Source organism: Ruegeria sp. BG7 (assembly GCF_056535685.1).
Window position 1 is genome coordinate 1,860,001 of record NZ_JBQFIU010000001.1, and the last position, 20,339, is coordinate 1,880,339.

Below are 20,339 nucleotides of genomic sequence, written 5' to 3' on the forward strand. Positions count from 1 at the left end.
CCAGTGGCTATTCCTTAGATCTGGGCATATTCCCACGCGTTACTAACCCGTCCGCCGCTCCCCCGAAAGGGCGCTCGACTTGCATGTGTTAGGCCTGCCGCCAGCGTTCGTTCTGAGCCAGGATCAAACTCTCAAGTTGAAATGATGTTGCCATCATATCCTTGACGTTCGAACCTCTGCACATCTTTAGTGCGCTACCGCCTATTCGGCTACTTGAGCGCGAATAAGCTTCCTCCAACCCGGCTAGGCCAGAGAACGCACCAAAAGTCATCTGTTTGATGTACACAGATTTCCTAAGAAATCAGTGAACCACTCAAACAGTGAAGCTGACACTCTATCATCGAGGCGAACCCCTAAGAGCGCGATATACAGACATTCAATCCGTCGAAACGAACCAAACCGCCCACATATCTCTTCAGTTATCCATCAATGTCAAAGAACAAAAACACCCAGAGCCAAAAATCAGACCGTTGCGCCAATAACCTCAGCGCGCCCGCCTAAACCCTAACCTCAGATGCCCCCGGTCTCTCCCGAGCGTCACCGCCGCTTCCGCAGCGTCCCAGCGCCTCAGCAGCGCCGGTGAAGGGGGTTCTAAGGTTTACTCCCAAAACCCGCAACCCAAAAAAACAAAAATCCAAAAGTTTTTTTAAACCAAACAAATAATAAAACAAAATCAAAAGGTTAGTCGATAATAAAGACAGAAGATGGGGCCGAAGCTCGCTTGCGACACCCCAAAACTCGCAGCACCGCACCCTTGTACAAACAGTTACCCACAGACTCGCTTCCGAGTCAGGCTGAATCGGCCGTCTTTGATCCGGAAACGAGTCGCGGCATCGGTAAGCGCAGGGCAAGAAGTGCGAGAATGATCGTCAGATAGACCAGCGGCTCGATCTGGAACCCTTTGGCCAACATCACGTAGTGCAAGGCACCCAATAGCGCGATTGGGTACACCAGACGGTGGAGCTTGCGCCAACGCGGCCCTAACCTGCGCACCGACCAATTGTTGGATGTCACCGCCAGCGGCACCAAAAGAAGGAAGGCCGCCATTCCAACCGTGATGTAGGGACGCTTGAGAATGTCCGCCCAGATCTGACTGGGAAGCTGTACATCCAAGATCAGCCAAACCAAAAGATGCAGGCTTACATAAGAAAATGTCAGCACTCCGATCGCACGCCGGAACTTCATAAGGTTCAAACCAGTGAACCGGCGCAGTGGCGTGATTGCCAGACCAGCGATCAGAAGTTGCAGGGCCAGTTCGCCATAGCGATGCTCCAACGCTTCGATCGGGTCGATGCCCAACCCCCCGGTCAGTCCCAGATAGAACAGCCAGGGCGCAGGTAGCGCCCCAAGCAGGTAAATGGCCCATACCGGAATACGGCGGAATATCTGGTTCACGGCCTGCATGGTCTTAGTAGTTTTTGGCCAGATCCAAGCCTTCATACAGGCTGGCGACCTCTTCCTCATAACCGTTGAACATCAGAGTGGGGATTCGCTTGGCAAACAGGCCGCCCCCAATGCGACGCTCGGACGCCTGAGACCAACGCGGGTGATCTACATTTGGATTCACATTGCTGTAAAATCCGTATTCACGCGGGTTGGACATGTTCCAGCTTGTGGGCGGCTCTACGTCGGTCAGAGTGATGCGTACAATCGACTTGATCGACTTGAACCCATATTTCCATGGAACCACCAAACGCAAAGGCGCGCCATTCTGGTTCGGAATTGTTTTCCCGTAAATTCCTGTGGCCATGATCGTCAGCGGGTGCATCGCCTCATCCAGGCGCAACCCCTCACGATACGGCCATTCGAGAATTGGGAAGCGGGTTCCGGGCATTTCATCAGGGCGGTATGCAGTTTCGAAAGCCACATATTTCGCGCCTTCCTGAACACCGGCCATATTCAGCAAGTCGGCAAGCTCGAACCCGTTCCACGGAATGACCATGGACCAGGCTTCGACGCATCGGAAACGGTATATCCGCTCTTCGACGGTCATCTCTGACAGAATGTCCTTGAAGTCATACTCGCCCGGGCGATCCACCAAACCGTCTATCTTGACGCTCCAGGGCTCAGTCACCAGAGATCCGGCATATTTGGCAGGATCGTCTTTACCGGTCCCGAACTCATAATAGTTGTTGTAGGTGGTGATCTCTTCCCATGTGTTCGGTTCCAGCGCGTCTTGCGCCGCAGCCGGGCGCGCCATCGCGGTCAGTCCGACACCCGCCAGCCCGGCCATTACCTGCCGCCGGTTCAGGAACGCCACCTGCGGGGTGACGTCGGCTTGTGTCAAAGTATTGGTCCAGCGATGCGCCATATGGGTCTCCGTTAGGTACTTATGTCTGTGTTGACGTAATGCGCTGATAGCATAGCGCCAGCGAAACAGGCGTAACGATTGAGCGAAGTGACTGTAACGTTCTCAAATCGGACACCTCGCAAAGACCGGAGTATTCTGCCTGTACAGCTGTTCTTAACGACTGCTTTGGCCGAACTGTTTTCCGGAAACCTTTACAAAAGCGCCTACCAGACTGCACTCTGTCACGCAGGTATCGCACGCGATCCTGCGCGTTGCTTGCCTGCCATTGCAGCCGTATCGCTGCAGAAAGGGAGGAAGAATTATGTGTGACATCTGTGTAATGAGCGCCGTCAAAGAGAGGATGCTGTCTCGGCGTGGGTTCTTCAAAGCTGCGGCTGCAACAAGCGTTGCCGCCGTCGCAACCGGTGGCACGGCCCCTGCAGCTCTGGCCGCAGGACATGGCAGTGTCCAGGACATGACCCACACGCTCAGCCCGGAGTTTCCGACATGGGGCGGGGATCCCGGTATTTCGGCTGAACAGCCTTTCAACTTTGCAGATCACGGTTTCAACCTGTTCAACCTTTCGATCAATGAACAAACCGGCACCCATATCGACGCTCCGCTTCACTTTTCGGCGGATGGCACCTCGGTTGATGAGATCCCTGTCAACGATCTGGTGGCCCCATTGTGCGTCGTGGATATCGCCGCCCGCGCGGCAGACGATGCAGACACACGTGTCACACCAGACGATCTGAAAGCGTGGATCGCAGCAAATGGAGACATCCCCGATGGGGCCTGCGTAGCGATGCATTCAGGTTGGGGCAGCAAGACCGCTACAGACGGATTCCGCAACTTCGATGGCGAAGCGCAGCACTATCCCGGCTTTCATGTCGAAGCGGCGCAGATGCTGATGGAGGACACCGGCGCGCGATCGATTGCTGTGGATACCCTGTCGCTGGATCATGGCATGTCAGCAGATTTTGCCACCCATTATGCGTGGCTGCCTTCAGGTCGGTTTGGGATTGAATGCCTGGCCAATCTGGATCGGGTGCCGGCATCCGGCGCGACACTTGTTATTGGCGCACCAAAACATGCAGGTGGCACAGGAGGCCCAGCGCGGATCTTTGCGTTGGTTTGAACTCACTGAATGATGACTGAAAGAACTCCACCATCCTGGTGGTGTTCTTGCCCTCATGGACGGCATTTGGACCTAACCGCACGCACGGTGACTGCGGATTGATACTGATCCTCAACAGAACCTGCTTCCAGATTAAACGCCCTCAGCTCTGCCAGCGCATCCGCCATTGGCGCCAAAGTCTCGCAGGGCTCCCCTAGCCAGGCTTCGTTAATCAGACGCACCTGCAACATTTTTTCCTGCATCAGAAACTGGCTGCCCGATCGTTCGATTTCTTCAACAAGCGGAACAGCCTCTCGCAGGTGCTGCCGCGCGGCTTCTATGTCCTGAGCAGGGCCTTGCGCAAATTGAATCCGCGCCTTGAGTATCTGTTGGTCAATCGCGTCGATCGGTTTCAAATCATCCACCGCGACTGTACTGGCAACCCGCAACGCGTCATCAGTCCGACTCTGCACCAACAATGCCTCTGCCAACGCATTGAGGTCGTGACGCTTCAGCATCTCGGGCTGTTCAACCCAGGTCAGATAAACAGTGTCGGTCAAACGCGCGATCTGACCGCGTTTCGCTTCGATCAGCGCAAAGGCGACATTTTCATCACCCTGAGTCTGAAGCTGATAAATCTCGCTGTTGATATCCTGTAGCTGGTCCAGTCGCGATATAGCCGTATTACGCTTTTCCTCGAGCCGGATGTTCTCGCGGCTGAGATAGAACTTGTCGAATTCCAGATAGGTTGTGAACAGCAGGGCCGGGATACCGATGATGTAGATGGCGTCTCGAATTTTGTCGGTGGAAAGCCGATCCCAAAAGGTCTTTGGTTTGGGCGTGGATAGTTTCGTAAGCAGGACGATTGCGTCTTCAATCTTGTCCAATCTCTGGTTCGCGTCTTCCTGAGACATAAGAAAATTCACTCGCAAAAAAGGTTCAAACAGTATTAGTTGCGCGCGCCCTAGCCGAATAATGCGGACGGCTAAGTCAGAATAACAAAAAACCCGCCGGAATGGCGGGTTTTCTGAGTTGGGAAATTAATGCACCACGGCATCATCAGGACGGGGTCGGTCTGACGTCCCAAGCCGGTCGCCTATGATCAGCCCGTCTGGACCCGCGGTGACGGGAACGGTCTCGCCATCCTTGATCTCACCAGCCAGCAGCGCTTCGGCCAGCGGGTTCTGAAGCGCGCGCTGGATCACGCGCTTCAACGGTCGGGCACCAAAGACCGGATCATAGCCTTCATTGGCCAGCCACTCCTTGGCACCGTCGTCCAGCACCAGCTCGATCTTGCGGGCGGCCAGACGTTTTTGCAGACGTGCCATCTGGATTTCGACGATGCCATCCATATCACCCCGCTTGAGGCGGTCGAAGATGATCGTCTCGTCCAGACGGTTCAGGAACTCGGGCCGGAAATGGGCCCGGACCGCATCCATCACATCCCGTCGTGCTTGCGCGCTGTCCGCACCTTCGGGCAACTGGCTGAGCGCCTGAGACCCAAGATTCGACGTTAGGATGATCAGCGTCTGCTTGAAATCCACGGTGCGGCCCTGACCATCGGTCAGCACGCCATCGTCGAGAACCTGCAAAAGGACGTTGAACACATCCGGGTGCGCTTTTTCGACCTCATCAAACAGCACAACCTGATAGGGCCTGCGCCGTACGGCTTCGGTCAGCACACCGCCTTCGTCATAGCCGACATAGCCCGGAGGGGCACCGATCAGACGGGCAACGGCATGCTTCTCCATGAACTCGGACATGTCGATACGGACCATCGCATTGTCGTCGTCGAACAGGAAGTTCGCTACGGCCTTGGTCAGCTCTGTCTTACCCACACCGGTCGGGCCGAGGAACAGGAACGAGCCCAGCGGGCGACCTTCGTCGTTCAGGCCCGCACGCGCGCGACGTACGGCATTGGCGACAGCGGTCACCGCAGCATCCTGACCGATCACGCGGGAATGCAGATCGTCTTCCATCCGCAGCAACTTTTCACGCTCACCTTCCAGCATTTTCGAGGTCGGAATACCCGTCCAGCGTTCGACCACAGCAGCGATCTGCGTCGGGCGCACCGTTTCCTCGGCCATCATCGCATTGCTTTCGGCGTTTTCGGCCTCGGTCAACTTCTTCTCAAGCTCTGGGATGACGCCATAGGACAGTTCCCCGGCTTTTGCGAGATTGCCTTCGCGCTTGGCGATTTCCAGATCAGCGCGCGCCTTGTCGAGCTGTTCCTTCAGATCACGGGCACCGGCCAGCTTGTCGCGTTCGGCCTGCCATTGGGCCGTCATCTCGGCGGATTTCTCCTGCAGATCGGCCAGATCCTTTTGCAAGGTTTCCAGGCGATCTTTCGATGCCGCGTCATCTTCAAGCTTCAGCGCCTCTTCCTCGATCTGCATCTGCAGGATCTGGCGATCCAGCTGATCGAGTTCCTCGGGCTTACTATCCACCTCCATCCGCAGTCGCGACGCTGCCTCATCAACAAGGTCGATGGCTTTATCTGGCAGGAATCGGTCAGTGATATAGCGATGCGAGAGCGTCGCCGCCGACACCAGCGCCGAGTCCGAGATGCGCACACCGTGGTGCAGCTCGTACTTTTCCTTGATTCCGCGCAGGATGCTGATCGTATCCTCGACGGTTGGCTCAGTCACCATTACAGGCTGGAATCGGCGCGCCAAGGCCGCGTCTTTTTCAACATATTTGCGGTACTCATCCAGCGTGGTCGCGCCGATACAATGCAACTCACCCCGGGCAAGCGCAGGCTTAATCAGGTTTGCAGCGTCCATCGCACCGTCGGACTTCCCGGCCCCAACCAGCGTGTGCATTTCGTCGATGAACAGGATGATCTCACCAGCGGCCTCGGTCACTTCGGTCAAAACGGCCTTGAGGCGTTCTTCGAACTCACCACGGTATTTTGCACCAGCGATCAGCGCGCCCATGTCGAGCGCCAGCAGCTTCTTGTCTTTCAGCGATTCCGGCACGTCACCGTTGACGATGCGCAGGGCCATGCCCTCGGCAATCGCGGTTTTACCCACGCCAGGTTCCCCGATCAGAACCGGGTTGTTCTTGGTACGGCGCGACAGAACCTGCATCGAGCGGCGGATTTCCTCATCCCGCCCGATGATCGGGTCAATCTTACCTTCAGCCGCAGCTTCAGTCAGATCGCGCGCGTATTTCTTGAGCGCGTCATAGCCCTCTTCCGCCGACGCTGTGTCAGCAGTGCGACCCTTGCGGATGTCATTGATCGCCTCATTGAGTTTCTGGGCGGATACAGCCCCGGCCTCCAAAGCGTCCTTGGCTTTGGATTTCACCATACACAGCGCCATCAGCACCCGTTCGACCGGCACAAAGCTGTCGCCCGCCTTGGTGGCAATCTTGGCAGCCTCGTCCAGAACTTTGGCGGTTTGGCCGTCCATGTAGATCTGGCTCGCGTCGCCGCTGACCTTCGGGATCTTACCCATGGCCGCGTCCAGCGCTTCAACCACGCGATTTGGCGCGCCGCCTGCGCGTGTGATCAGGTTGCTGGCCAGCCCCTGATCGTCATCCATTAATGCTTTGAGTATATGCGTGGGCTCCAGCCTCTGGTGCCCCTCACGCAGCGCAATGGTCTGCGCAGCCTGCACGAATCCCCGTGCCCGCTCGGTGAACTTGTTCAAGTCCATGATATTCTCCTTTTCCAAGCGCCCCGTTTTGACATGCCCGCTTGGCGGCACATATCGGTCGAAGCCTCACATTCAATCTGGGAAATATCTTTGCCGGTTCAAGAGGCTAAGACACAGAAATCACCGCTATTCGCGCTGTATGGTGTAAACGGTGTAACCCCCGGTCTCGGCGACTTGAACCGCACCCAGATCATCCACCAAAGACTGCGCCGCCGCACTTCCCGTCGGGCACGACACCAGATCGGCCGTGTGATCCAGGAAATTTCCAGTAAAGGCTGTTTCGCCCGTAAGCTGGCACCAATCATCCTCGGACCTGTAGCCACCCACAAGACGCAGATCATCATTCGTCGGTGCAGGAGCAGCCCCGGTTTCCGGTGTTTCGGGCGGGGTTTCGTCACATGCAGCCAGCGCAACCAATACGCCCAGCACAACCAGCTTTTTCATTTTCTGTCCCTTACTCTGAAATCAAGTGCTCAATGCCCGGCACGATAGCACAAAATGAACGTGTCCGCGCCCAGCTTCGAAGATGGACAGAACCGCCCGAACCCGTTAGGACGCAGACGTTTGCCAAAAAGGAGCGCCCCATGTCCGATGACCGTCTGATCGTAGCCCTCGATGTCCCCAATGCCCTGCAAGGTCTGGCCATGGCTGAACGGTTGGGCGACAGCGTGTCTTTTTATAAAATTGGTTTGGGTATGCTGACCGGTGGTGGTTTGGCTTTGGCCAACGAACTGAAACAAGACCACGGCAAACGCATCTTTCTGGACATGAAACTGTTCGACATCGGCAATACGGTGGAAAACGCCGTACGAGGGCTGGCGCAGTTCGATCTGGATTTTCTGACCGTGCATGGCGACCCGCATGTGGTGCGCGCCGCAAAAGAGGGTGCTTCGGGCAAGGACCTTAAAATCCTCGCTGTGACGATCCTGACTTCGCTGAACCGCGATGATCTGGACGCCAGCCTTCTGAAAGACGGCGACGTGCAGGATTTGGTTGTCGAACGCGCCGCCAAGGCGCTGGAAGCCGGAGCAGATGGCGTCATCGCCAGCCCGCAGGAGGCCGCCCTGATCCGCTCGCTACCCCAAGCCGAAGGTCGCCTGATTGTCACCCCCGGTGTGCGCCCCGCCGGTGCTGCGCTGGGTGATCAGAAACGTGTGGCTACGCCAGCCAGTGCGATTCTGGATGGTGCAGATCATATCGTCGTTGGCCGACCGATTTATCAGGCACAGGATCCAAAAGCGGCCGCCGAAGCCGTTCTGGCAGAGCTAAATTCTTTGAAAGTTCACTGACTGAACCAGATCAATTCGTCAGGTTTGCACGTTCGGTTTGCCAGATAACAAGTTGACCTTGCGTCACTTTGTGGGGAAACCGCGCCAAATCGTCCCTGTGCCGGAAAACACACATTCAAATTATGAGTTTTTGCGAAACCGTCATCGGCCTATCGAAACTTGGGAAATTCAGCGATTCTGAGGGCAATACTCCCCAACGAACCGCTTCTTCCTGAGGTTCGTTACTTCCCCCCGCCACGCAGCGGGGGGCTTCTTTTCAGAAAGCCCTGCCGCAAAACCGGAGCTTTGATCCAGCGCCGAAGCTGGTATAAGTGACGTCCTAGCCAACTGCGGAACGCATGAGGGCGCAGATGCCCGGTCTTTGCCGAGATTGCCTGACACCTTTGACAAACGAACGGCGCTGTCCGGCCTGCGGCAGCCCCAGGGTCAAGTTGCACCCCGAGCTCTTTGACCTGTCCATCGCTCATATGGATTGCGACGCCTTCTATGCATCGGTTGAAAAGCGCGACAATCCCGAGCTTGCGGACAAGCCTGTCGTCATTGGTGGCGGGAAACGGGGTGTGGTTTCAACGGCGTGTTACGTGGCCCGGATCCGGGGGGTGCGTTCCGCGATGCCCATGTTCAAAGCGCTGCAACTCTGCCCGGACGCGGTGGTAATCAAACCACGCATGTCCGTTTACGCCGAAGTGTCGCGCCACATCCGCGCCATGATGGATGAGTTGACGCCGGTCGTGGAACCACTGTCTCTGGACGAAGCGTTCATGGATCTGTCAGGCACTGAACGCCTGCACGGCGCGCCGCCCGCCGTCATGCTGGCGCGCCTGGTCAAACGCATGAAGGAGGAGCTGGGCGTGACAGGGTCCATCGGGCTGAGCCACAACAAGTTCCTCGCCAAGGTTGCGTCAGACCTCGACAAACCGCGTGGTTTTTCGGTGATCGGCAAGGCCGAGACGGCAACGTTCCTGAACGACAAACCCGTGCGGCTGATCTGGGGTATTGGCCCAGCGGCCCAAGAATCGCTGGACCGGGCGGGGATACGAACCTTCAACGATTTGCTGCGCTGGGATCAAGAGGCGCTGACGGAACGCTTCGGCGCGATGGGGTATCGCCTGTGGCATCTGGCCCGGGGGCAGGACAAACGGCGTGTCTCGGCTCATGAGCCTATGAAATCCATCAGCAACGAGACCACATTTTTTGAAGATACGGCCAACCCCGAGATCCTGGACGGGCATTTGTGGCGTATGGCACTGAAAGTTTCGGATCGGGCCAAGGCCAAAGATCTGGCCGGACGGGTTGTCACGCTCAAACTGAAGAAGGCCAATCACAAAACCCTGACCCGACGCGTGTCACTTCGCGATGCGACCCAGATCGCCGATAGGATCTATCGTACAGCAAAAGGGTTGTTTGATCAGGTGGGCGATCAGGGGCCTTACCGGCTTTTGGGATGTGGTTTGTCTGATCTGTGCTCGGCGGATCAGGCCGACATCTCGGGCGATCTGCTTGATCCGGGCGCTGCGCGCAGATCGCAGGCGGAACGGGCCACCGACGAGATCCGACAAAGGTTTGGCTCGGATGCCATCGTCAAAGGCCGCGCGCTGCGCTGAGGTTATTCGGCCGCCAAACGAACCGGTTCCGACCCGATGCTGGAGATTTCGCGCACCACCTGCCGCAAGAGCTTCGAAAATGCCATAAAATTGGCATTTGGCGTGATCTTCTCTTCGTTCATATAGAGTGCGCGGTCGATCTCAATCTGAATGGCGTGCTGATGGCGCCCCGGACGGCCATAGGTCTGGGTAACATAGGCCCCGGCAAACGGCGCGTTTCGCGCCACGTTCAATCCCGCCGCCGCAAAGGCCGATTCAACAAGGTCCACGATTTCCGAAGACGCAGACGCGCCAAACCGATCGCCAAGTACAATATCCGGACGTTTGCTGCGCGCCGTACCGGCCATTGAGACCGCCTCGTGCGGCATCGAATGGCAATCCACCAATATTGCCTGACCAAATTTCTCATGCGATTCGGCCAGCAGGGATTTCAATCGTGCGTGATAGGGACGCCAGTAGGTATCGATACGCAACCGTGCTTCATCCATAGTCAGCTTTCCGCTGTAGATTGCCCGACCGTTGGCCACGACGCGGGGAATCACCCCTAACCCAGAAGCGACTCGCGGGTTGTGCCCATGTCTACGCGCACCGCTGATCAGGGCGGGGTCCAGTTCATCCAGACTGCGATTCAAATCCAGATACGCACGCGGCATGGCAGCCTTGATCAAGGGTGCACCGTATTCAGCAGCAGGGGCAAACAGTTGATCCACAAAGGCATCTTCCGACGATCGAATCACGTTTTGATTCAGCACCGAACGTTTCAGAAAAGCCTCAGGATACTCTCGCCCGCTGTGAGGGGATGAAAAAACCACGCATGAACTGCGGTTTTCAGGCATATCCAATACAAAGGCTGCGTTCTGCATGATCACTCCATGTTCGTAATCAACATAGACTGGAAAATTGTTCTTCCAAACCCCTTGAACCCCTGAACGACTCCTTTTATAGACCCCGCTACCGGCGCGGTGATCCGCGCCCCATTTCGTTGTGGGGCTGGGCACGCAAAGGAAAAGTGGGCGGTTAGCTCAGCGGTAGAGCACTTCGTTGACATCGAAGGGGTCACAAGTTCGATCCTTGTACCGCCCACCATCTATTCACTGTTCCGGGCTTCCGGGGCACCCGACTAACCCAGGCGCTGGCCACGTCTTTGATGAAGGCGCCGCAGATTGGAGACAGACCATGAAGGTCAAGAACTCGCTCCGCTCGCTCAAGAACCGGCACCGTGATTGCCGTATTGTGCGTCGCAAAGGCCGCGTCTACGTGATCAACAAGACGCAGCGCAAGTTCAAAGCTCGTCAGGGCTAAGAACTGCTTAAATAGCTTTTAAAGAACCGCGCCTTTCAGCGCGGTTTTTTTGTGCCTGACAACAATCTGCGAATGGCGAGCCTGCCCAAACATGCGCTGCCGCTGTAATTCGCTCGCCAAAAGCGGCGAAGTCTTAACCTGACATTTCTCATTGTTATAAGTCGTTCTCGTGTTAACGTTTGATTGATTTATGATGTCAGGAGGTCTGATTTGGCCAACGATGACCCTCATGCAGTATTTGGTACAACTCTGACGGACATGGTTGCCGATATCGGCAAAAGCGTTGCCCAGGCCGCGGAACAACTGAGCAGAGACCAGTTGGAAGCACTTTAGAACTATCCGCAGGAACTGCGTGACATGGGCATACCGCCTGTCTTTTATCATATGCAAGATGTCGACGTTGAACTGAAAGTGGTCATGGAAATGTCCAGCGAGCAAGGGGAAGAAGACAGGCTGTTCAGCTTTCTTTGGGGGCCAAAGCTGACGCAGACCGATACGCTCGACTCAAAAAGCGCGTCCACCATGCGCATGCGTTTTGTCCCCGGACCCGTTCACGAGGATGAGAGCGGCAGGCCCGAAGATGGCTGATTCTGATCGAAAGCAACCGATAGAAGTTCGGGTTACCGAAATGCCCGAAGCGTTTACGCTTTTGCTCAAATCTCTTTCGGACAGGCTGACCGCCATGGAGACACGTGAAAACGAACTAAGGCAGACCATCTCGGACCTGGAAGACAGGATCGATGAGTTGGAGGATGGCGGTGAAATGATGGTCGGGGCCGGTTTGCCACCGGTGACGAACCCATTGGCCAGTGCTGCCGCCGAGGTGATGGCAGACGATAAAGACACGCAGATCGTCGACGCGCAGAAATTCTCGTAAGCACTGGGAGAACAGATTCTGGCCGGATCTAACGACAGCGACGATTTCACCATCGATAACGTAAAAGTCGAAGCCTTTGTTGGATTGGGCCAGGATGGTTAAACGGCCCAGATTGCGAACAACGCAAAGAAGCAAGTGATCAGCCAGAACGCTTCAAAAGTTACATTTTCCGTCAGGAGGCGGTCCCCCACTAAAATTATCAAGTAGACTGCATTTGGAACAGGAGTTCGAAGATGAGTATCGGGCAGGAATTGCTAAACGTCCCCTTTAGGGAAATGGTTCAAAAACTGGCCCTTTCCGTCGCCGAGTCGCAATCAGAACTGGATCGTCATTCGACCGATGTTGCCAAATACATGGCCGATCAGAAGATTATGCTGCCCGACCTTTCCAACCCAAGTGGACCCGGCAAAGAATTCAGCCTTGTTTCGATGGGTTTTCTTCCCGCGTTTTTTGCCGTTCAGGAAGCTGAGATCGAAGTGAAAATGGCGATCTCGATGACGAAACAAAAGGAAAAGTCAGGCAGTGCATCCGTCAAAGGCGGCTGGGGTCCGGTGGCCGCACAGGTCAATGCCAGTTATTCCTCTCGCTACGCATACAGCCAGGAAGGCGCGAGCAGGTTGACCATCAAACTGGCACCTGCGGCCCCCCCCCCTATTCTGCTTCAGAAATATATGGAGGCCGTGACGGCGGCGATGCTTGCCGAAAACCCGGTCATGGGTGAAGACCCCGACCCAGAGCCTGAGCCGGCCCCAAAGCCTCGCCAGGCTGGAAAACAGTCAAAGAAACGACAGTAACCTAGACGTGGACAGTTCAGATTGTCAGAAAGCGGGTGGCGCGTCGCAAAGGCGGCAATTTCGCGTCCGGCATGACACAGCGCCAGCTCCACGAACATCGGCGGCTAGACCCGAAAAAAGATGTAGGGAACTGCGCCGTTTGGCGGGGGTTACCTGCGCCCGGCGCTTTTTAGAACGTGACCCCGGCGTGAATCAGAATCCCGATCACCATCAAGATGTTCAGAACCATTGAGATTCCATTGCCGACATAGATCGGCAGCTTCCCAACAATCAAACCGTAAGCGAACCACAGGAACGAAACAGCAGCATAAAGCGACCATGACACCAAAGATTGGCCAGTCGCGTGTTCTGTATGCGTAAAATATAGCTTCATAAGTTGCGGCAGGGTCGCAAATGGTCCGACGACGCCTACAAAAACCATGAAGCTTTCGTAGCGCGCCATCCAATGTCCAAGGTTTGATTTTTCCAGTTTTTCCGCAAGTGTTTCGGGCATCAACTGATCCTTTTCGTGCACTACTCAATCCGACTCTGCCTGTCGCAGAAAAGCTGTAACCCCAAACTAACTCGCTCGGCCCCTGCGGCCAATACGTGCAAAAAAGTGTTTCAGGTTTCACCCAATACCTCTTTCTGACATTTACCCAACTATTTTCGTCGGATTTCCTTGCATCCCGCCGGGAATCGTATAATTGATCAAATCAGTCGGATTAATGTCCACTCTCTGAATTCAAAAATGGGACGCAACATGCTGAACTCCTCCACCTGCATCGTCGCCGCACTGTCGGCATTGATTGCCACCTCCGCCGTCGCTGAAGGGGAACTGAACCTTTATTCGTCGCGCCACTATGACACCGATGAGCGTCTGTATACCGATTTCGAAGACGCAACCGGTATCAAGATCAATCGCATCGAAGGCAAAGCCGACGAATTGATCGCGCGGATGGAAGCCGAAGGCGCAAACTCGCCCGCAGACGTGATGCTGACCGTTGATACTTCGCGCCTGGCTCGCGCCAAAGACGCAGGCATCTTGCAGGCCATCGAAAGCGCAACCCTGGAAGAACGTATCCCCGCGAATCTGCAAGACAGCGACAACCAATGGTTCGGCTTTTCGCAGCGCGGTCGGATTATCTTTTACAACAAAGAAAACGTCACCAACCCGCCGGCCACTTATGCCGATTTGGCCAAGCCAGAGTATAAGGGCCTGATCTGCATCCGCTCGTCGACCAACACGTACAACCAGACCCTGTTGGCCTCGATCATCACCCACGAGGGCGCCGACGCAGCGAAATCCTGGGCCGAAGGCATTGTCGCCAACATGGCGCGTGATCCACAGGGCGGCGACACCGACCAGCTGCGCGGCATCGTATCGGGTGAATGTGACATCGCAGTCTCGAACACCTATTACTTTGCGCGCGCGATCCGCAAAGATGTCAAAGGCCTGTCTGCTGACCGTGACATGATCGGCTGGGTCTTCCCGAACCAGGAAGGTTATGGAGCCCACATGAATCTGTCAGGCGGCGGCGTTGCGGCAAACGCGCCGAACAAAGAAAACGCGATCCTCTTCCTTGAGTATCTGGCAGGCGATCAGGCGCAGCAATATTTCTCGGCAGGTAATGACGAATACCCGGCTGTACCTAGTGTCGCGCTGGCCGAGTCTGTCGCTACCTTGGGCGAGTTCAAGGCTGACGAAGTGAACCTATCCGAAGTTGCCAAGAACATTCCCGAAGCGCAAAAGATCTTTAACGAGGTTGGCTGGAAGTAACCTTCCAATTCGACGCAAACCACAAAGGGTGCGAGGTTTCCGCACCCTTTTTTCATTTACAGTTTATTTGTTTTGGAATATCTTTCTCATATCTGGAATTTTTTCTATTATATGATTTATGCTCGACACGCTCTCGAACCGCCTTGCCAGCCGATTGAATGAACTCCGCCGCGGGCGTGGATGGTCTCTGGACCAATTGTCTGAGCACAGTGGCATCAGTCGCGCCACCTTGTCTCGGATGGAGAAGGGCGACGTCAGCCCTACGGCAGAAAACCTTGGTCGTTTATGTGCCGCATACGATTTACCGATGTCACGCCTGTTGATGATGGTCGAAGACAGTTTTGACCCCAAGGTTCCGTTTGAACATCAGACGGAATGGAGCGATCCCGAAACGGGATACACCCGCCGCGCCGTGTCTCCTCCTGCGAACGGTCTGAACGCTGAGGTCGTGGAGGGCCACCTGCCGCGTAACACCGTGATCACGTACGAGACGCCGCCCAAGTCGGGGCAAGAACATCACCTGATCCTGATCGATGGCGCGCTGACGTTGACGGTTGACGGAACGCCACACGATCTGAGCGCAGGGGATTGTCTGCGTTATCATCTATCTGGTCCGACCCGGTTTGAAACAGGCGCTGAACGAGGCGCACGGTATCTACTGGTGCTGGTATGATCACACGTCTGATTTGTTCAGAATTCGATGCCGCCTTAGATGATCTGGCAGAGATTTTGCACGCCTGTGTCCATGACGGGGCCAGTATTGGGTTTATCCTGCCCTTTGCGCAGGAAGACGCGCGAAACTATTGGCAGCAGAACGTGCGGCCGGGATTAAACGCGGGCGCTTTAGAGATCTTCGCGGCCTATGACGGCGCGCGCGTTTTAGGTACCGTGCAACTTGTCTCGGCAGCCATGCCCAACCAACCTCACCGTGCGGATGTCGCAAAGCTGCTGGTTCATCCAAACGCGCGGCGTCGCGGGTATGGCCGCGCTTTGATGGCGGCGCTTTTTCAACACGCCCGCAGCTTGCACCGCACGATGCTGGTGCTGGATACGCGCAGCAGCGATCCCTCACGGATGCTGTACCAAAGCCTCGGGTTTCAAATTGCAGGGGAAATACCGAATTATTGCCGCAATCCGTTCGAACCCAGTTTGGAACCGACCACGTACATGTACAAAGACCTGTCCGTCTGAAGATGGGCGACGCGGCTATTCTGCTGCCGTAACCTTTTCCGGAAACTTGTTTGGCAACAACCCCAGACGACGCGCGTGCCGGACATCGGCCAACAGGTCCCGCTCGGCAGCTTCGAACAAATCCTCTGGGTCGTCGAGCACAAAATACCCCATCTGGTGCATGTCGATCCGATAAGGCGTGCGCAGAATTGTCAGGATGTCAAACGCGTCGCGATCCGGGATGTCACTGGTTACGGCATAAACCAGTTCAGTCGGCGACGACGCCAGCCCCGATCCCAAAGCCTTGATCTGACCGTCCTGTCGGCGAAGCCCAAATTCGATGGAAAACCAGTATAGCCTGATCAGCCAGGCGTAATCTGCATCCGTCGCCTGCTGGCCTGCCTTGCCGATGGCGTGGCTGAACGCGGCAAAACGTGGGTCACTGAGCAGCGGGGTGTGGCCGAAGATCTCATGAAAAATATCCGGCTCTTCGATATAGTCGAAGTCCTCGCGCGACCGAATGAACGAGGCTGCCGGAAACACGCGATCCGCGAGCATACCAAAGAACGTCTTGAAGCCGATCAGGGCCGGAACCGGCTGCACCCGCCACCCCGTCAGGTCCAGAAGCCGATCCGAGATATCAGCGCAAGACGGCACCTTGGTCTTTGGCAACTCAAGACGCGCCAGCCCGTCCAGATATTCGCGTGCCATATAGCGCTGAACATTATCCTCCTGCGCTGCGTATAGATCGGCCCAAACGGCGTTTTCTTCATCCGTATAGGCGATATGGCCACGCGCGTCGGCGACTTTGGCGACGTATTTGGTCGATTTTGGCATCCGCTTCCTCCTGCTGAGGAACAGGATACCGCGTCACACGTGGGAGATTTGTTTTGATTACTGACTATTTCTCGCTAATTTGATTGAAATAGATCGGAAAACTTAAGTTTGCGAAACATATGCTTCATCCTGCTGACATCGATATCCTGCGCGAGCTTCAGATCAGTGGACGTCTGTCTATGCAGGAGCTGGCGGACCGAACCGGGTTATCGGCCTCGCAATGCTGGCGGCGTGTTCGCGATCTTGAAGCGTCCGGAGTTGTTACAGGCTATCGCGCGCAAGTGCCCGCCAAGGCCGTTGGGCTAAACGCCATCGCGTATGTCCATGTTGCGCTTAAGGATCACCAGGAAAAGAGCATTGCAGATTTCCTGCGTTTGGTCGAAACCGAACCGCAGATTGTTGAATGTGCATCGATCACCGGGGATCACGATTTCATACTGAAAGTCTATGCGAAAACGCCCGAAGATCTGGAGGTCTTCATCATGCAACGACTCTTGAAGTCCGGGCTGGTCCGCGACACGCGCAGCAATTTTGTACTTCGCCAAACCAAGACCCGTGGACCGTTGCCTATTCTTTGAATGCGGATCGCCTTTTCGGCAAACGCAACCGCAGCTTGAATTCAACGAATGAAAACGCCCGGTCACCTGCAGGGTGCCCGGGCGAAGTATTCTCAGCGTCGACGGCGGCGTTTAGAAGTGCGCTGACTTCGTGCCCGCTGGCTTTTCAGTCGAAGGCGCGAATTTGGTCAAGTCGATGCCTTCAACAGCGGTCTTGTACTCGTCGATATTTGGGGTGCGGCCCAAGATAGCCGACAGCACGACAACCGGGGTCGAGGCCAGCAGACTTTCACCCTTCTTGTCTGGCGCATCCGCCACGACACGGCCCTGGAACAGGCGGGTCGAGGTGGCCAGAACCGTATCCCCCTTGGCGGCTTTTTCCTGGTTGCCCATGCACAGGTTACAACCCGGACGTTCCAAGTAGAGGATGTTTTCGTACTCGGTGCGGGCATTCTGTTTCGGGAAAAGATCGTCGAATTCGAAGCCCGAGTATTTCTCAAGCACTTCCCAGTCACCCTCTTCTTTCAACTCGTCGATGATGTTGTAGGTTGGGGCCGCGACGACCAGCGGCGCCTTGAATTCGACCTTACCGGCTTCCTTCTCAAGGTTCTTCAACATCTGGGCGACAATCTTGATGTCCCCCTTATGCACCATGCACGAACCAACAAAGCCCAGATCGACATGCTTTTCGGCTTTGTAGTACGAGATCGGGCGGATCGTGTCGTGGGTATAGCGCTTGGAAACATCGGCATTGTGAACATCCGGGTCGGCGATCATCGGTTCAACAATCTGATCCAGATCGACGACGACTTCAGCGAAGTATTTCGCGTTGTCATCCGGCTGCAGCGCGGGTTTTTCACCCGATTTGATCTCGGCGATGCGCGCGTCCGCGATGTTGATCAGCTTTTGCAGCATGCCGTTTTCATGCTCCATGCCCTTGTCGATCATGATCTGGATGCGCGACTTGGCCAATTCCAGCGAACCGATCAGGGTCTCATCATTCGAGATACAGACCGATGCCTTGGCCTTCATCTCGGCTGTCCAGTCGGTGAAGGTGAAGGCCTGATCCGCCAGCAGCGTGCCAATATGCACTTCGATCACACGACCCTGGAACACGTTGTCGCCGTGCTGGTCCAGCATTTGCGCCTGGGTTGCATGCACCACATCGCGGAAGTCCATGTGATCGGCCATTTTGCCTTTGAAGGTCACCTTGACCGACTCCGGGATCGGCATCGAGGCTTCACCGGTCGCCAGTGCCAGCGCAACAGTGCCCGAGTCCGCGCCAAAGGCGACGCCTTTGGACATGCGGGTGTGGCTGTCACCGCCGATGATGACCGACCAGTCATCCACGGTGATGTCGTTCAGCACCTTGTGGATCACGTCGGTCATCGAATGATAGACGCCTTTGGGGTCACGTCCGGTGACAAGTCCGAAGTCATTCATGAACTTCATCAGGCGTGGCGTGTTGGCCTGCGCCTTGGCATCCCAGACCGATGCAGTGTGGCAGCCGGACTGATAAGCCCCATCAACGCTGGGCGCCACAACGGTCGCGGCCATCGCCTCAAGTTCCTGCATGGTCATCAGACCGGTGGTGTCTTGCGAGCCGACAATGTTGACCTTCACGCGAACGTCCGAACCCGCGTGCAGGGTTTTGCCCGGCGTGGTGCCCAATGCGTTCTTGTTAAAGATCTTCTCGACTGCGGTCAGGCCCTGGCCTTCGTGGCTGATTTCCTTGGACGGGGCAAAGACCAAAGGTGCTTCGACACCCAGCGTCTCGGCCGCAAATGTTTGCAGCTTCTTTCCAAAGACAATGGCGTAAGAGCCCCCGGCCTTCATGAATTCCACTTTTTGCGGGGTAAAGGACGAGGATACGTCGACCAACTCATCGCCATCTTCGCTCAGCAGTTTGTGGTCTTTGGTGTTGATCTTCAGAACCGTGCCTGTGGCGACCGAGTACTTCTCTTCCAAGATCGGGTTGCCGTCATTGTTCAGGATCGCATTGCCGTACTCGTCCACCTTTTTAACCCAGTTCTTCAGGTCCAGACCGATGCCACCGGTTACACCGACGGTGGTCAGGAAGATCGGAGAGATGCCATTCGTACCCGCGACGATTGGGGCAAAGTTGACAAACGGCACATAGGGGCTGGCTTGCTTACCGGTCCAAAGCGCCACATTGTTTACGCCGGACATACGTGAAGAACCAACACCCATGGTTCCTTTTTCAGCGATCAGCATGACACGTTTGCCGGGGTGCTGAAGCTTCAGATCCTGAATTTCCTGCTGCGCCTTTTCCGAGATCAGGCACTTGCCGTGCAGTTCGCGGTCGGCGCGCGAGTGTGCCTGATTGCCCGGCGACAGAAGGTCTGTGGAAATGTCACCTTCGGCAGCAACATATGTGACGATTTCGATTTCCTCGTCGATGTCGGGCAGCTTGGTGAAAAACTCGGCCTTGGCATAGCTTTCCAAGATATCCCGCGCGACGGTGTTGCCGCCCTTGAGCGCGGCCTTCAGTCGGTCGGTGTCGGCGTCGTACAGGAAGACTTGTGTTTTCAGCACTTCCGCCGCTTTGCCAGCAACTGCGGCGTCATCGCCCAGCGCAAGGTCCAGAAGAACCTCGACCGAGGGGCCACCTTTCATATGCGACAACAGATCGAACGCAAAGTCCTGCGAGATTTCTTCGACGTCAGCTTCGCCCAGAATGACCTCTTTCAGAAAGCTGGCCTTTTCGCCAGCCGCGCTGGTTGTGCCGGGCAGCGTATTGTAGATGAAATAGTTCAGCGAGTCTGCGCGATGTTCGTTCTGGGGATCACGGATCTGATCAATGATTTCCTTCGCCAAAGCCCCATCATCGATGGGTTTTGGGCTCAGGCCCTGCTCTTTGCGGGTTTCGATTTCATTCAGGTAATCAGTATAGAGGCTCATGACGGGTCCGACCATTTAGCTGGGTGTACCGGCAGTCAAAAGGCCGGCACTTTCAATTTGTATGCGGCGGTATACTAAAACTGCGCCACATGCAAGTCCCAGACCTGCGACCCGGTGTCCTGAGCCGGTTGCAGCCTGCCAAAGTCGCTACCCTTGCAGGAG

General features: G+C 55.9%; 21 protein-coding genes, 1 tRNA gene and 1 rRNA gene (1 of these 23 running past the window's edge). 13 read left to right on the forward strand and 10 right to left on the reverse strand.

The window, feature by feature from the left end; translation table 11 throughout:
- The 3 genes from ACR3EH_RS09255 to msrP all read right to left on the reverse strand — a co-directional run.
- Positions 1-139: ribosomal RNA gene (locus tag ACR3EH_RS09255) — 16S ribosomal RNA — on the reverse strand; it reaches 1,321 nt to the left of the window's first position.
- A 650-nt stretch (positions 140-789) separates the two neighbouring features.
- A complete protein-coding gene (gene msrQ / locus ACR3EH_RS09260; RefSeq protein WP_171188207.1) occupies positions 790-1,404 on the reverse strand; it encodes a protein-methionine-sulfoxide reductase heme-binding subunit MsrQ in 615 nt (204 codons plus the stop codon).
- Positions 1,405-1,408: 4 nt separating this feature from the next.
- Positions 1,409-2,311, reverse strand: coding sequence for a protein-methionine-sulfoxide reductase catalytic subunit MsrP (msrP, locus tag ACR3EH_RS09265; RefSeq protein WP_171648800.1), 903 nt, complete (start codon positions 2,309-2,311; stop codon positions 1,409-1,411).
- 301 nt (positions 2,312-2,612) lie between these two features.
- On the opposite strand from msrP, the gene ACR3EH_RS09270 reads away from it, so the two are divergent.
- Positions 2,613-3,428: a cyclase family protein gene (locus ACR3EH_RS09270; RefSeq protein ID WP_171676853.1), complete on the forward strand. Its 816-nt coding sequence runs from the start codon at positions 2,613-2,615 to the stop codon at positions 3,426-3,428.
- A gap of 53 nt (positions 3,429-3,481) precedes the next feature.
- On the opposite strand, the gene ACR3EH_RS09275 is transcribed toward ACR3EH_RS09270, so the two are convergent.
- The 3 genes from ACR3EH_RS09275 to ACR3EH_RS09285 form a co-directional block, all read right to left on the reverse strand.
- Positions 3,482-4,321 (reverse strand): hypothetical protein, encoded by an 840-nt coding sequence (locus tag ACR3EH_RS09275; RefSeq protein ID WP_171187887.1) that lies wholly within the window; start codon positions 4,319-4,321, stop codon positions 3,482-3,484.
- Positions 4,322-4,447: 126 nt separating this feature from the next.
- Positions 4,448-7,066, reverse strand: coding sequence for an ATP-dependent chaperone ClpB (clpB, locus tag ACR3EH_RS09280; RefSeq protein ID WP_171676851.1), 2,619 nt, complete (start codon positions 7,064-7,066; stop codon positions 4,448-4,450).
- 126 nt (positions 7,067-7,192) lie between these two features.
- A complete protein-coding gene (locus ACR3EH_RS09285; RefSeq protein ID WP_171096685.1) occupies positions 7,193-7,510 on the reverse strand; it encodes a hypothetical protein in 318 nt (105 codons plus the stop codon).
- A 140-nt stretch (positions 7,511-7,650) separates the two neighbouring features.
- Here ACR3EH_RS09285 and pyrF point away from each other — a divergent pair, with 140 nt between their 5' ends.
- Together pyrF and ACR3EH_RS09295 are read left to right on the forward strand one after the other, a co-directional pair.
- Positions 7,651-8,355 carry an orotidine-5'-phosphate decarboxylase gene (pyrF, locus tag ACR3EH_RS09290; RefSeq protein ID WP_171096687.1) on the forward strand — a complete coding sequence of 235 codons (705 nt, stop codon included), beginning with the start codon at positions 7,651-7,653 and terminating at the stop codon, positions 8,353-8,355.
- Positions 8,356-8,705: 350 nt separating this feature from the next.
- The gene (locus ACR3EH_RS09295; protein WP_171676849.1) at positions 8,706-9,959 is read left to right on the forward strand and encodes a DNA polymerase IV; all 1,254 of its coding nucleotides are present in this window, start codon (positions 8,706-8,708) and stop codon (positions 9,957-9,959) included.
- 2 nt (positions 9,960-9,961) lie between these two features.
- Here the strand turns inward: ACR3EH_RS09295 and ACR3EH_RS09300 are convergent, their stop codons facing one another.
- Positions 9,962-10,822, reverse strand: coding sequence for an N-formylglutamate amidohydrolase (locus ACR3EH_RS09300; RefSeq protein ID WP_171676847.1), 861 nt, complete (start codon positions 10,820-10,822; stop codon positions 9,962-9,964).
- Positions 10,823-10,970: 148 nt separating this feature from the next.
- Between ACR3EH_RS09300 and ACR3EH_RS09305 the strand changes: the two genes are divergently transcribed.
- The 6 genes from ACR3EH_RS09305 (at position 10,971) to ACR3EH_RS09330 (ending at position 12,932) form a co-directional block, all read left to right on the forward strand.
- A tRNA-Val gene (locus ACR3EH_RS09305) sits at positions 10,971-11,045 on the forward strand.
- A gap of 90 nt (positions 11,046-11,135) precedes the next feature.
- The gene (ykgO, locus tag ACR3EH_RS09310; RefSeq protein WP_008755722.1) at positions 11,136-11,261 is read left to right on the forward strand and encodes a type B 50S ribosomal protein L36; all 126 of its coding nucleotides are present in this window, start codon (positions 11,136-11,138) and stop codon (positions 11,259-11,261) included.
- Between the two features lie 210 nt (positions 11,262-11,471).
- Positions 11,472-11,594, forward strand: coding sequence for a hypothetical protein (locus ACR3EH_RS09315; RefSeq protein WP_256368755.1), 123 nt, complete (start codon positions 11,472-11,474; stop codon positions 11,592-11,594).
- A gap of 24 nt (positions 11,595-11,618) precedes the next feature.
- The gene (locus ACR3EH_RS09320; protein WP_171676845.1) at positions 11,619-11,849 is read left to right on the forward strand and encodes a hypothetical protein; all 231 of its coding nucleotides are present in this window, start codon (positions 11,619-11,621) and stop codon (positions 11,847-11,849) included.
- Positions 11,842-12,138, forward strand: a complete 297-nt coding sequence (locus ACR3EH_RS09325) for a hypothetical protein (RefSeq protein ID WP_171676843.1) — start codon at positions 11,842-11,844, stop codon at positions 12,136-12,138. Before ACR3EH_RS09320 ends, ACR3EH_RS09325 begins: the two co-directional genes overlap by 8 nt.
- A gap of 233 nt (positions 12,139-12,371) precedes the next feature.
- Positions 12,372-12,932, forward strand: coding sequence for a hypothetical protein (locus tag ACR3EH_RS09330; protein ID WP_171676841.1), 561 nt, complete (start codon positions 12,372-12,374; stop codon positions 12,930-12,932).
- Between the two features lie 169 nt (positions 12,933-13,101).
- Here the strand turns inward: ACR3EH_RS09330 and ACR3EH_RS09335 are convergent, their stop codons facing one another.
- A complete protein-coding gene (locus tag ACR3EH_RS09335) occupies positions 13,102-13,425 on the reverse strand; it encodes a SemiSWEET transporter (protein WP_171096698.1) in 324 nt (107 codons plus the stop codon).
- 249 nt (positions 13,426-13,674) lie between these two features.
- Between ACR3EH_RS09335 and ACR3EH_RS09340 the strand changes: the two genes are divergently transcribed.
- From ACR3EH_RS09340 to ACR3EH_RS09350, 3 genes are all read left to right on the forward strand, one after another.
- Positions 13,675-14,691 (forward strand): Fe(3+) ABC transporter substrate-binding protein, encoded by a 1,017-nt coding sequence (locus ACR3EH_RS09340; RefSeq protein WP_171676839.1) that lies wholly within the window; start codon positions 13,675-13,677, stop codon positions 14,689-14,691.
- A gap of 118 nt (positions 14,692-14,809) precedes the next feature.
- A complete protein-coding gene (locus tag ACR3EH_RS09345; protein ID WP_171648796.1) occupies positions 14,810-15,364 on the forward strand; it encodes a helix-turn-helix domain-containing protein in 555 nt (184 codons plus the stop codon).
- Entirely contained in the window at positions 15,361-15,882 is a 522-nt protein-coding gene (locus tag ACR3EH_RS09350) for a GNAT family N-acetyltransferase (protein WP_171676837.1), read from the forward strand. The genes ACR3EH_RS09345 and ACR3EH_RS09350 overlap by 4 nt, the downstream gene beginning before the upstream one ends.
- A 15-nt stretch (positions 15,883-15,897) precedes the next feature.
- Here the strand turns inward: ACR3EH_RS09350 and phhA are convergent, their stop codons facing one another.
- A complete protein-coding gene (phhA, locus tag ACR3EH_RS09355) occupies positions 15,898-16,698 on the reverse strand; it encodes a phenylalanine 4-monooxygenase (RefSeq protein ID WP_171648792.1) in 801 nt (266 codons plus the stop codon).
- 119 nt (positions 16,699-16,817) lie between these two features.
- Between phhA and ACR3EH_RS09360 the strand changes: the two genes are divergently transcribed.
- Entirely contained in the window at positions 16,818-17,276 is a 459-nt protein-coding gene (locus ACR3EH_RS09360) for an Lrp/AsnC family transcriptional regulator (protein ID WP_171096703.1), read from the forward strand.
- A gap of 111 nt (positions 17,277-17,387) precedes the next feature.
- Here ACR3EH_RS09360 and ACR3EH_RS09365 read toward each other — a convergent pair whose 3' ends face one another.
- The gene (locus tag ACR3EH_RS09365; protein WP_171648790.1) at positions 17,388-20,177 is read right to left on the reverse strand and encodes a bifunctional aconitate hydratase 2/2-methylisocitrate dehydratase; all 2,790 of its coding nucleotides are present in this window, start codon (positions 20,175-20,177) and stop codon (positions 17,388-17,390) included.
- Between the last annotated feature and the right edge of the window lie 162 nt (positions 20,178-20,339).

Excerpts from the sequence above, each read along its gene's own strand:
- msrQ (WP_171188207.1), bottom strand. The coding sequence starts at position 1,404 with ATGCAGGCCGTGAACCAGATATTCCGCCGTATTCCGGTATGGGCCATT.
- msrP (WP_171648800.1), bottom strand. The coding sequence starts at position 2,311 with ATGGCGCATCGCTGGACCAATACTTTGACACAAGCCGACGTCACCCCG.
- ACR3EH_RS09270 (WP_171676853.1), top strand. The coding sequence starts at position 2,613 with ATGTGTGACATCTGTGTAATGAGCGCCGTCAAAGAGAGGATGCTGTCT.
- ACR3EH_RS09275 (WP_171187887.1), bottom strand. The coding sequence starts at position 4,321 with ATGTCTCAGGAAGACGCGAACCAGAGATTGGACAAGATTGAAGACGCA.
- clpB (WP_171676851.1), bottom strand. The coding sequence starts at position 7,066 with ATGGACTTGAACAAGTTCACCGAGCGGGCACGGGGATTCGTGCAGGCT.
- ACR3EH_RS09285 (WP_171096685.1), bottom strand. The coding sequence starts at position 7,510 with ATGAAAAAGCTGGTTGTGCTGGGCGTATTGGTTGCGCTGGCTGCATGT.
- pyrF (WP_171096687.1), top strand. The coding sequence starts at position 7,651 with ATGTCCGATGACCGTCTGATCGTAGCCCTCGATGTCCCCAATGCCCTG.
- ACR3EH_RS09295 (WP_171676849.1), top strand. The coding sequence starts at position 8,706 with ATGCCCGGTCTTTGCCGAGATTGCCTGACACCTTTGACAAACGAACGG.
- ACR3EH_RS09300 (WP_171676847.1), bottom strand. The coding sequence starts at position 10,822 with ATGCAGAACGCAGCCTTTGTATTGGATATGCCTGAAAACCGCAGTTCA.
- ykgO (WP_008755722.1), top strand. The coding sequence starts at position 11,136 with ATGAAGGTCAAGAACTCGCTCCGCTCGCTCAAGAACCGGCACCGTGAT.
- ACR3EH_RS09320 (WP_171676845.1), top strand. The coding sequence starts at position 11,619 with ATGGGCATACCGCCTGTCTTTTATCATATGCAAGATGTCGACGTTGAA.
- ACR3EH_RS09325 (WP_171676843.1), top strand. The coding sequence starts at position 11,842 with ATGGCTGATTCTGATCGAAAGCAACCGATAGAAGTTCGGGTTACCGAA.
- ACR3EH_RS09330 (WP_171676841.1), top strand. The coding sequence starts at position 12,372 with ATGAGTATCGGGCAGGAATTGCTAAACGTCCCCTTTAGGGAAATGGTT.
- ACR3EH_RS09335 (WP_171096698.1), bottom strand. The coding sequence starts at position 13,425 with ATGCCCGAAACACTTGCGGAAAAACTGGAAAAATCAAACCTTGGACAT.
- ACR3EH_RS09340 (WP_171676839.1), top strand. The coding sequence starts at position 13,675 with ATGCTGAACTCCTCCACCTGCATCGTCGCCGCACTGTCGGCATTGATT.
- ACR3EH_RS09345 (WP_171648796.1), top strand. The coding sequence starts at position 14,810 with ATGCTCGACACGCTCTCGAACCGCCTTGCCAGCCGATTGAATGAACTC.
- ACR3EH_RS09350 (WP_171676837.1), top strand. The coding sequence starts at position 15,361 with ATGATCACACGTCTGATTTGTTCAGAATTCGATGCCGCCTTAGATGAT.
- phhA (WP_171648792.1), bottom strand. The coding sequence starts at position 16,698 with ATGCCAAAATCGACCAAATACGTCGCCAAAGTCGCCGACGCGCGTGGC.
- ACR3EH_RS09360 (WP_171096703.1), top strand. The coding sequence starts at position 16,818 with ATGCTTCATCCTGCTGACATCGATATCCTGCGCGAGCTTCAGATCAGT.
- ACR3EH_RS09365 (WP_171648790.1), bottom strand. The coding sequence starts at position 20,177 with ATGAGCCTCTATACTGATTACCTGAATGAAATCGAAACCCGCAAAGAG.